9 protein-coding genes are annotated in these 10010 nt (G+C 75.0%); 4 read left to right on the top strand and 5 right to left on the bottom strand.

All coding sequences use genetic code 11. The features are described 5' to 3' along the window. The coding region (locus tag EF903_RS35915; RefSeq protein WP_312845951.1) for a hypothetical protein at window positions 1–1454 on the top strand (1454 nt) is incomplete at its 5' end. A gap of 45 nt (window positions 1455–1499) precedes the next feature. Here EF903_RS35915 and EF903_RS21340 read toward each other — a convergent pair. Beyond that, window positions 1500–2795 carry an ABC transporter substrate-binding protein gene (locus EF903_RS21340; protein WP_125545534.1) on the bottom strand — a complete coding sequence of 432 codons (1296 nt, stop codon included), beginning with the start codon at window positions 2793–2795 and terminating at the stop codon, window positions 1500–1502. Window positions 2796–3003: 208 nt separating this feature from the next. Between EF903_RS21340 and EF903_RS21335 the strand changes: the two genes are divergently transcribed. Together EF903_RS21335 and purU are read left to right on the top strand one after the other, a co-directional pair. Then, window positions 3004–3450, top strand: a complete 447-nt coding sequence (locus EF903_RS21335; protein ID WP_125545540.1) for an SCO4402 family protein — start codon at window positions 3004–3006, stop codon at window positions 3448–3450. A 14-nt stretch (window positions 3451–3464) separates the two neighbouring features. Continuing rightward, the gene (purU, locus tag EF903_RS21330) at window positions 3465–4340 is read left to right on the top strand and encodes a formyltetrahydrofolate deformylase (RefSeq protein ID WP_125545532.1); all 876 of its coding nucleotides are present in this window, start codon (window positions 3465–3467) and stop codon (window positions 4338–4340) included. A gap of 85 nt (window positions 4341–4425) precedes the next feature. Here the strand turns inward: purU and EF903_RS21325 are convergent, their stop codons facing one another. Continuing rightward, the gene (locus EF903_RS21325) at window positions 4426–5778 is read right to left on the bottom strand and encodes a maleylpyruvate isomerase N-terminal domain-containing protein (protein WP_185902753.1); all 1353 of its coding nucleotides are present in this window, start codon (window positions 5776–5778) and stop codon (window positions 4426–4428) included. Then, window positions 5775–6353, bottom strand: coding sequence for a sigma-70 family RNA polymerase sigma factor (locus EF903_RS21320; RefSeq protein WP_125545536.1), 579 nt, complete (start codon window positions 6351–6353; stop codon window positions 5775–5777). Before EF903_RS21320 ends, EF903_RS21325 begins: the two co-directional genes overlap by 4 nt. Before the next feature lie 313 nt (window positions 6354–6666). On the opposite strand from EF903_RS21320, the gene EF903_RS21315 reads away from it, so the two are divergent. Next, a complete protein-coding gene (locus tag EF903_RS21315; protein ID WP_125545530.1) occupies window positions 6667–7188 on the top strand; it encodes an EF-hand domain-containing protein in 522 nt (173 codons plus the stop codon). 52 nt (window positions 7189–7240) lie between these two features. On the opposite strand, the gene EF903_RS21310 is transcribed toward EF903_RS21315, so the two are convergent. Both EF903_RS21310 and EF903_RS21305 read right to left on the bottom strand, forming a co-directional pair. Then, a complete protein-coding gene (locus tag EF903_RS21310) occupies window positions 7241–8524 on the bottom strand; it encodes a serine hydrolase (RefSeq protein WP_125545528.1) in 1284 nt (427 codons plus the stop codon). A 95-nt stretch (window positions 8525–8619) separates the two neighbouring features. Continuing rightward, window positions 8620–10010 (bottom strand): AMP-binding protein (locus tag EF903_RS21305; protein ID WP_125545526.1); only part of this gene is annotated, 1391 nt, incomplete at its 5' end.

Here is a 10010-nt window from a genome sequence, read left to right as displayed (position 1 = left end):
CGCAGGACCCGGGCGGCGGCTTCCCGCCCGCCCCTGGCCAGGGCTACCCGGATCCGGGCCTCCCGGGCCAGGGCTACCCGGATCCGGGCCTCCCGGGCCAGGGCTACCCGGATCCGGGCCTCCCGGGCCAGGCCGCCCCGGGCCAGGCCGCCCCGGGCCAGGCCGCCCCGGGTCAGGGCTTCCAGGACGACCAGGCCTACCGGCCCCACCCGCACCAGGGGGCGCAGGGTCAGGCCGCGCAGGGCCAGGGCCTCCCGGGCCCGGATGCGCCGCCGGCCGGGCATGTGCTCGGCCCCGGGTACGAGGGGCCGGGGCAGCCGCACGGGTACGGGTACCCGCCGCTGCCGGAGGCCGTCACCCAGTACATCCCGCCGGTCCCTGCGGACCCGGGCCCCGTATCGCCCGCCGGACCCGCCGCGCACGACGAGGCGGCGACGCAGTACATCCCGCCGGTCCCTGCGGACCCCGGCCCCGTCCCGCCCGCGGGACCCGCCGCGCACGACGAGGCCGCGACGCAGTACATCCCGCCGGTCCCGGCCGGACCGGGAGCCGCTCACGGGGCGGGCCCGGACGAGGCGGCGACGCAGTACATCCCGCCCGTCACCGGCGACTTCGACGGCCTCTTCCGCCAGGACGGGGCCGACGGCCACACCCGGCAGATGCCGCCCGTCCAGGAGCCGGTGCTGCGCCGGCCCCCGCCGCGCCCGCAGCCGCCGCGCGGGCAGCACCCGGCGCCGCATCCGCAGCAGCAGTACGCCCGGCAGCCCCAGCCCGGCTTCGCCGCCCCGCCGCCGCCCCCGCCTGCGCCGGAGCCGGCGCGGCGGGTGCCGCCCGCCGTGATCGCGGCCGTGGTGATCGGCCTGGCGGTGGTGGGGCTCGGCGTCGGCGCGATGCTGAGCGACCCGAAGGCGCAGAACAACGACCCGGCCGCGGCCGCTGCGGCGCCGTCCCCCACGGGTTCGGCCGCGGCGGCCGCCGAGGCGCCGGTGGATCCGGCCCGCTCCCAGGCGGTCCAGCTGGACAAGGTGCTCGCCGACAGCGCCGACAGCCGGGACTCGGTCATCAAGGCGGTCGACGACATCAAGGGCTGCCGCAACCTCGGCACGGCCGCCGACGACCTGCGCAGCGCCGCCCGCCAGCGCGAGGAGCTCGTCACGCGCCTCCAGGAGCTGCGGCTGGACAAGCTGCCGAACCACCAGCGGCTGTCGGCGTCCCTCACGAAGGCGTGGAAGGCGTCGGCGGATGCCGACAACAGCTACGCGGCCTGGGCGGAGGACGTCGCCGACGACAAGAAGAAGGGCTGCAAGGACGGCCAGGCCCGGAACACGGACGACGCCGCCGACGGCAACAAGTCGAGCGGGGAGGCGACGCGGGCGAAGGAGTCCGCGGCGGCCCTGTGGAACCCGATCGCGGCCAAGTACAACCTCCCGAAGCGCGACAAGTCGCAGCTGTGACGCCCGCCCGGGCGCGGTGCGCCCGGCCCGGGCACCCCGCGCGGGTCAGGCCGGGCTCGGGGCCCGCTCCAGGGCGGCGGTCATGTCCCGCGCCTGCTCACCCGGCTGGGCGACGAGCCGCCCGGACCGGACGACCTGGAAGGTGACCTGCCCGTTCACCATGCGGGGGTAGCCGGCGATGGCGCGCATGTCGTCCAGCCGCCAGCTCAGGTCGGGCGTCAGGCCCCCGGTGTGCACGGGTTCCGCCTGCTTCAGGGCCCGGGCGACCTTCCGGGCGGTGACCTCCTCGCCGGGCGCCAGCCGCTTCAGGACCTCGCTCAGCACGGTGTACGCGATCCAGGCGGTCTGCGTGCCGCTGTCGTCGGGGTCGACGGCGTGGTCGCCGAAGGCGTGCTCGGCGGCCACCCGGCGCATCGGCTCCCACAGGGGGTCCGTCGAGACGGGGTACCAGCCGGTGACGAGGGCCCCCTCGAAGGGGCTGTCGCGGCCGCCGGTGCGGTCGATCAGCGCCTGGCTGACGCTGCCGAGGACGGAGGCGATCTGCGGGCTGCGGCGCGGGTCGCCGGCGCGCCGGAAGGCGTCGAAGAAGGTCTCGGTGCGCTGGCCGAGCACGGCGGTGACGCAGCCGCGCTCCTTGCCCGACGGGTCCTTGGCCGCCGCGCCGGCCATGGCCTGGCGGGCCTGCGGGACGAAGTCCGCGGTGTCCTCGGCCGCCCGGATGTCCTCGGCTCCGCCCGCCTTGCCGCCGGGGTCGGCCTTCAGGCCGGCGTCGAGGAGGACCGGCATGGAGTCGCCGGCGAGGGTGTCGGGCCGCACCAGGGACACCTGTCCGCAGACCCGGCCCAGCTGGTGGCCGGCGCCCGCGAGGAGGACGGGCTGGCCGCCGTTGACGGGGAAGGACAGCGGGCTCTGGAACTCCTCGGGGGTGACGCCGTAGCCGCCGATGAAGGGGATGCCCTCGGATTCGAGGGGGGCCATGAAGGCGCGCCCGTGCTGGCTGTAGGAGCCGACGACGGCCACCGCGTTCTCCGCGACGGCCTTGCGGGCGCAGTCCGCGGCGCCGCTCGGGGTGTTCTTCTCGTTGCAGGTGATCACGCGGAGCCGGCGGCCGTTGATGCCGCCCCTGGCGTTGGTCCAGCGTTCGTACGCCTTGGCCATGCCGACCATGCCGGGCATGTTGGTGGCGGCGGTGTCCTGCGGGGCGAAGGTCATGACGGTGATGGTGTCCCCCGCGGGCCCGGAGCCCGACGGGAGCACCCCGCATCCGGCGGCCAGGCATGCGGCCAGCGCCGATGCGAGCACGGTGCGGTGGAAGGGGGTCGCGCGTCGCCGATCGGTCATGTCCATGCACCATTCCGGCCCGCGGGGAACGCGGGAGTGAGAGCGGTGCAACGGACGGTGACGGCCGGGTGAAAGCCAGGGGGCGGACGCCCCGCGCCCCGCCCCGCAGGCGCTTCAAGATCGCCCCGGAGGGGAACGTACGATCGAAAGCGTGACATTCGCCCAAGGTTCGAAGAACACTTCCAAACGCGGCGGCCGCTCCTTCACCATGGGCGGCATGCCCCTGAACGACATGCCGTGGTGGCGCTGGCGCAGCAACGTGCGCTCGGCGCTGCACATGATCTCCGACCCGGTCTTCCAGAAGGAGACCTGGCTCGCCGGAGTCGAGGGATACGGGGACGTCACCGACGCCGTGTACCGGCTCGTCGAGGACACCTGGCTCGACAGCTGGTCCGCCGACAAGTACGTCGGCACGATCTTCCGCGACGCCCACGAGGCGGCCCTCGTCGACGCGGCGGTCGTGCGGGTGCTCCGCATCCTGCACCAGGTCGGCCCCGACGCCCCCGTCTCCGCCTACCTGGACCACCCGGACTGGCCCGAGGCCGTCCGCGCCGCCCGCGAGGCGCACGTGCGGATGGCGCAGTCCGACGGCGACGACCCGGACGCGGCGCCGCGGTCGCTGGAACTGCTGAGGATCCTGACCCGCGGCGTGTGAAAAGCTGTGGGGTCATGAGCGACGACCCGCACACCCAGGCCCCCCAGCAGTACGTACTGACCCTGTCCTGCCCCGACAAGCAGGGCATCGTGCACGCCGTGTCCAGCTACCTGTTCATGACCGGGTGCAACATCGAGGACAGCCGCCAGTTCGGCGACCACGACACCGGCCTGTTCTTCATGCGGGTCCACTTCTCGGCCGAGCCGCCCGTCTCGGTGGAGAAGCTGCGGGCCAGCTTCGCCGCGATCGGCGACTCCTTCCGCATGGACTGGCAGATCCACCGCTCCGACGAGCGGATGCGGATCGTCCTGATGGTCTCGAAGTTCGGGCACTGCCTCAACGACCTGCTCTTCCGCACCCGGATCGGCGCCCTGCCGGTGGAGATCGCCGCCGTGGTCTCGAACCACACCGACTTCGCCGAGCTCGTCGCCTCGTACGACATCCCCTTCCACCACATCCCGGTGACGAAGGAGACGAAGGCGGCGGCCGAGCAGAAGCTCCTGGACATCGTCCGCGCCGAGAACGTCGAACTCGTCGTCCTCGCCCGCTACATGCAGGTCCTCTCGGACACCCTGTGCCGGGAGCTGAGCGGCCGGATCATCAACATCCACCACTCCTTCCTGCCGAGCTTCAAGGGCGCGAAGCCGTACCACCAGGCGCACGCCCGGGGCGTGAAGCTGATCGGCGCGACCGCCCACTACGTCACGGCCGACCTCGACGAGGGCCCGATCATCGAGCAGGAAGTCGAGCGCGTCGGCCACGAGGTCACCCCCGACCAGCTCGTGGCGGTCGGCCGGGACGTGGAGTGCCAGGCCCTGGCCCGGGCCGTGAAGTGGCACAGCGAGCACCGGGTCCTGCTGAACGGCAGCCGCACGGTCGTCTTCGCCTAGGACCCGGCAGCGGGCCCGGGCAGGGGCACGGAGCCCGATCCGGGTCCGAGGCCGCCGCCGGGCCGCCCCGGGCGGGGCCGCACGGTCAGAGGCGGCTCAGCGAGGCGGCGGCGAACAGCACGTCGCGGATCGCCTCGCGGTCGCCGTCCTGCCCGACGGCCGCCTCCTCCGGCGCGATGTGCCCGGCGGCCAGCTGGCAGAACTCGGCCCCGTCCAGCGCGATCCGCGCCACCGTGTGCTCCCGTGACGGCGCCGCCGCCGGGGAGTCCAGCGCGATGTCCCAGCTGCCGCCGCCCGAGCCCTCGATCTCCAGGCGCAGGGTCCGGCCCGGCGCGCCCGCCTCGACGAGCCGGCGTGCCGGGGCGGCGAGGCCCGCCCGCCGCCGGTGCGCCAGCGCGCTCGGCAGGAGCCGCGCCGCCAGGTCGATCATCCGGTTCAGGTCCGGCCCCGACGGCGCGTCGTAGGGGTAGTCCACCGCCTCCGCGATGTCCCAGGCGTGCACCCAGCACTCGAAGGCGCGCTCCAGGAAGGCGTCTCCCAGCGGCAGGGCGAACGGCCCGTAGTCCACGGTCAGCTCGGCCGCGCCGCGGCCCGCGAACGAGACGGTCCGCAGGAGGGTGTGCCCCTGCTCCCGCCACGGCTCGCGGACGTGCCGGGTCGGCGGCTGCCCGGCGGAGCTCCAGTAGTGCTCGGTGCGGGCGGTCGCCCCGCCCTGCCGCGGCCCCTCCGGGCCGAGCGGGTCGTCGAGCCCGAGGGCCGCCGCGACGAGCCCGTCGACGGTCATCAGGTGGCCGATGACCCCGGCGACCGTCGTCCGGCGGGTGCGCCGCCGCTCCTCCTCGAACCACTTCAGCCGGACCGGCGTCTCCCACTCGCCGTCGCCGAAGTCCCGCAGCAGCGCGTCGAGCCGCGCGGTCTCGGTGTCGTACGGGCCCGCCCACGCCGGGACGGGGATCCGGGCGGGCCGCTTGCCCAGGCACTCCTCCAGGACGCGCGAGCGCAGCATCGGCTTGAGGTCCAGGCTCTCCTCGCGGTGCAGCAGGCCGACCGCGTCGCGCAGCCGCAGCGCCTCCTCCGCGCAGGGCGCGCACTCGGTGAGGTGCTCCTCCAGTGCCTGCGTCTCCTCGGCGGAGCACGCGGCGAGCGCCCACGCGCCGAGCAGGGACTTCAGCACGGTGTGCGAGCGGGGCTCGGGGGCCCGCCCGCTCCGTGCCGGGGACTCCGCCGGCGTCGGCGGCGCGCCGTCCGGTGCCGGGGGCGGCACAGGGGGCGGGTCCTGCGGGAGCGGCGCGTGCGCGGGGTCGAGGGCGACGGCCGCGCCGCGCGGGACCGGTATCCGGGGCGCCCCGCCGACCTGCTGCTCTTCGGGGCCGGGGCGGCGGCCGCCGGGGCCGCCCGGGCCGGCGCGGCCGTCGAGTCCGTCGTCGGGACCGTTCATCGGGGGGTTCCATATCCGGGCGGGCCGTATCCGGGCGGTGCGGTGTCCTCCTGCGGGAGGGCGTTGGCGGTCGACAGCAGCTGCAGGCCGAGGCGGAGCCGGCGCCGGGCCTCGTCCTCGCTGATGCGGAGGTCCGCGGCGGCCTGCCGGTAGTCGCGGCGCTGGAAGTACGCGAGCTCCAGCGCGGCCCGCAGCGGCGCGGGCATGGACGTGACGATGTAGTCGGCGCGGGCGGCGGCGTTGGCGCTGCGGACCTTCTCCTCCAGTTCCTCGCGGGAGCCGCGGCCCCGCTCGGCCTGCCGGAGCCGGTCCACTGCCCGCCCCTGGGCGATCCGGGCCACCCACGAGCGCATGGAGCCCTGCCGGGGGTCGTAGGCGTCCGGGTGCTGCCAGATGTAGCCGAACACCTCGCGGGTGACGCGGTCGGCGCCGCCCTCGTCGCCGAGGACCCGGTGCGCCAGGCCGTGGACGAGGGACGCGAACCGGTCGTACAGCTCTCCGAGCGCGGCGGCCTCGCCGCGGGCGAGGCGCTGCTGCATGCGGCGGTCCCAGCGCGGTGGTACGTCCTTCGGCATGTGCTGCCCCCAGCCGTGTGTCGACCCCACGAATGTACTGGCCACGGGCCCGTGCGCGAATCTTTTGGCGGAAGCCGCCCCGGAAGTGCGCCGCCGTGCTAGCAGGCTGACGGGCCCTCGGGGGACGGCGGCGACGGCGCACCGGGCGGCGGCACACGCGACCGCGGGTGCGCGCCCCGCCGCGCTCCTCGTGCGCGGGTTCGATGCGGCCACCTGCGGGGCACCTCGGCTTAACGCGCGGGCCATCGAGGGCTTACGCTCTCGCCTTGTCTTGAACTGCACCCCACCGCACATGTGAAGGCGGAACGCCGATATGGACAGCGCAGAGTACGAGCGCAAGATCGCCGCCCGATTCGCCGCCTTCGACCAGGACGGCAACGGATACATCGACCGCGAGGACTTCAGCGCGGCCGCCCGGGCGGTCCTGGCCGAATTCGGCACGACGGCACGGTCGGAGAAGGGCCAGGCCGTGTTCGCGGGCGCGGAGGCCTTCTGGCAGGGCATGGCCGGGATCGCCGACGTCGACGGCGACCAGCGGGTCACCCGCGAGGAGTTCGTCACCGGCGCGGCGAAGCGGCTGCGGGACAATCCGCACCGGTTCGCGGAGATCGCCCGCCCGTTCCTCCACGCGGTGCTCGCCGTGGCGTCCGGGGACGGCGCGGGGACGCCCCCGGAGGCGGCGGCCCGCGTGCTGCGCGTGCTCGGCACGCCTGCGGAGCTCGCCGGCGAGTTGGCGGCGGGTCTCGACACGGACGGGGACGGCCGCATCGCGGAGGACGACGTCCTGGCGGCGTTCGCGGCGTACTGCGGGGTGGAGGCGCCCGACGCGCTCTGACGGGAGCCGGACCGGACCCGCGCGGGCGGCGGGCCGTGCGGCGGCCGCGCCGTCAGCTCCCGGCCGGGGACGGCGCGGTGCCGGTGCCGGGGGCGGAGCTCCCGGTCTCCGGCCGGCCCGTCGCGGGTGCCTCGGAAGGCCCGGCCGGCCCCTTGGGCTGTGCGGCCGCCGGCAGTTCCCAGACGTTCTCGGGTGTGACGATCCTGGTCACGGCGTTTCCGATGAGGGTGCTCAGGCTGCCCTCCTTCTTGTCGATGTCGGAGTTGACGATGACGACGAAGGTGGTGCGCTCCTGCGGGAGCCGGACGGCGATGGTCTCGTAGCCGGGCAGTTCGCCGTTGTGCCCGATCCATCCGTCGAACTCGGCGATGCCCAGCCCGTACCGGACGCCCTGATGTCCCGTCGGCAGCATCCGCACCCGCTGGGCCTGGGTGCCCGGCTCCAGGAGCCGGCCGCCGTCGGGCAGGCGGCCGGAGGCCATGACGGGGGCCCAGGTGCGCAGGTCGTCCAGGGTGGACGTCATGGCGCCGGCGGCCCACGCCCAGCTCGGGTTCCAGCCGCTCGCGTCGGTGGTCTTCCCGCCCGGCGCGAAGTCCGTGTAGCCGTGCACGTACGGGTCCGGGATCTCGGCACCGACCGGGAGTGCGGTGTCGTCCAGCCCGGCCGGCTCCAGGACCTCCTCCCGGATGTAGTCCCTGAGCGGCAGTCCTGCGATCTTCTCGACGAGCAGCCCCAGCAGCACGGTGTTGGTGTTGCTGTACTCCCAGCGGGCGCCGGGCGCGAACTGCGCGGGGTGCTTGAACGCGGTGTCGAGGAGTTCCTGCGGGCTCCAGGCGCGGTCCGGGTTCTGCTTCATGGCGTCCAGGAAGCCTTGGTCCTCGGTGTAGTTGTAGAGGCCGCTGCGCATGTCGGCGAGCTGCCGGACGGTGATGCGGTCGCCGCCGGGTACGCCGTCCACGTACCGGCCGATCGGCTCGTCGAGAGCGATCTTGCCGTCGTCGACGAGCCGGAGGACGGCGGTGACGGTGAACGTCTTGGTGACGCTGCCGATACGGGTGTGCAGGTCGGTCTTCATCGGGGTGCCGGTCGCGGTGTCGGCGGTGCCGAAGGCCCGCTCGTACGATCCGCCGCCGTCCGTCCACAGGCCGACGGAGACGCCGGGGATGCCGGCCTTGCGCATCGTCTCGGTGATCGCCTCGTCGAGGCGCTCCGCGGTGGCGGGGTCGATGTCCACGCGGCCGGGGAGCGCCGCGGCGGGGGTCTGGCCCGCGCACAGCACGGCGAGCAGCAGGGAGGCGGCGGCGACGGCGGGGACGGCCCGGTGGCGTCGGCCCATGGCGGATCACCCCTGTCCTGGAGTGTGCCGGGTCCCCGAGCTGACCCACCCCATCGTAGGAACCTGCTGCTGCGGCGGCGACCGCAGCAGGCGGCTCAGGGCCGGGTGAACCGCTCGCGGAGCTTGTACTTCAGGACCTTGCGCAGGGCCTCGTTGCGGGGCAGGGCGTCGAGGAGTTCCAGCTGCTCGGGCAGTTTGTGCGGGGCGAGGCCCGCGGCGCGCAGGTGGGCCGTGACCCGGTCCAGGGTGAGCGGGGCGGAGCCGGGGGTCTGCTCGACGACGGCGCAGACCCGCTCGCCGCGCTCGGGGTCGGGCAGGCCGATGACGGCGGCGTCGCCGACGCCGGGGAGGCCGTGCAGGAGCTCCTCGACCTCCTTGGCGGAGATGTTCTCGCCCTTGCGGATGATGACGTCCTTGCTGCGGCCGGTGAGGACGAGGTGGCCGGAGGGGGTCAGCCGGCCCAGGTCGCCGGTGCGCAGGAACCCCTCGGCGTCGAAGGCCTCGGCGGTGGCCGCCGGGTCGAGGTAGCCGCTGCAGACGGCTTCGCCGCGCAGCCGCACCTCGCCCTCGGCGCCGGCCGGGAGCTGTTCGCCGGCGGGGCCGGTGATGCGGATCTCCATGCCGGCGGGCGGGCGGCCCTCGGTGTGGGCGAGGTCGTCCTCGCCGTCGTCGGGGGAGCCCATCGTGATCATGGGGACTTCGGTCATGCCGTAGCCGTGGGCCAGCCGGCAGCCCAGTTCGCGGACGACCGCGCGGTGGAGCTCGGGCGGTTTCGGGGCGCCGCCGCCGGCCATCAGGCGGAGGGTGGGGATCAGCTTCTCGCCGGGCCGTTTGCGCTGCTCGGCGAGGAACATCGTGTAGAAGGCGGTGGAGCCGCCGGCGATGGTGACGCCGTGCCGCCGGTAGGCGTCCAGGGCGTCGGGCAGCGCGAACGTCTCGAAGAGGACGGCGGGGAACCCGTACAGGAGCAGCATCACCAGGTAGTCGGGGCCGCCGATGTGGGCGTACGGGAAGGCGATGGACCCGGTGTCCCCGGGGGCCGGGCGCAGGGCGTGGGCGAGGCAGGACCCCCCGGCGAGCAGGGAGCGGTCGGTGTGCAGGACGCCCTTGGGGTCGGAGGTGGTGCCGGAGGTCCAGTAGATCCAGCGCACGCCGGTGCCGTCGGCGGGCGGCGGGGGCAGCACGGCGGGGTCCCCGTCGGGCAGGTCGGCGGGGGCGTGGACGCGGAAGACGCCGCGGGCGCCGAGCCGGGCGGCCATCGCGGTGTGGTCGAAGCCGCGCCAGGCGCCGGGCACGGCGAAGAACTCGGCCCGCGAGGCTCGCAGGGCGAAGCCGGTCTCGCGCTCCCGGTAGAGGGGGATGACGGGGGACTGGACGGCGCCGAGGCGGGCGAGGGCGAGGGAGAGCAGGACGGTCTCGATGCGGGTGGGGAGCTGCCAGGCGACGACCGTGCCCGGCCGGACCCCCCTGCCGTACAGGCCTGCGG

It is taken from the genome of Streptomyces sp. WAC05292 (assembly GCF_003949955.1).
Taxonomy (GTDB): domain Bacteria; phylum Actinomycetota; class Actinomycetes; order Streptomycetales; family Streptomycetaceae; genus Streptomyces; species Streptomyces globosus.
Note: the sequence above shows the minus strand (reverse complement) of the source record. Positions and strands in the feature narration are given on the sequence as shown.

Excerpts from the sequence above, each read along its gene's own strand:
- purU (WP_125545532.1), top strand. The coding sequence starts at position 3,465 with ATGAGCGACGACCCGCACACCCAGGCCCCCCAGCAGTACGTACTGACC.
- EF903_RS21340 (WP_125545534.1), bottom strand. The coding sequence starts at position 2,795 with ATGACCGATCGGCGACGCGCGACCCCCTTCCACCGCACCGTGCTCGCA.
- EF903_RS21310 (WP_125545528.1), bottom strand. The coding sequence starts at position 8,524 with ATGGGCCGACGCCACCGGGCCGTCCCCGCCGTCGCCGCCGCCTCCCTG.
- EF903_RS21320 (WP_125545536.1), bottom strand. The coding sequence starts at position 6,353 with ATGCCGAAGGACGTACCACCGCGCTGGGACCGCCGCATGCAGCAGCGC.
- EF903_RS21335 (WP_125545540.1), top strand. The coding sequence starts at position 3,004 with ATGGGCGGCATGCCCCTGAACGACATGCCGTGGTGGCGCTGGCGCAGC.
- EF903_RS21325 (WP_185902753.1), bottom strand. The coding sequence starts at position 5,778 with ATGAACGGTCCCGACGACGGACTCGACGGCCGCGCCGGCCCGGGCGGC.
- EF903_RS21315 (WP_125545530.1), top strand. The coding sequence starts at position 6,667 with ATGGACAGCGCAGAGTACGAGCGCAAGATCGCCGCCCGATTCGCCGCC.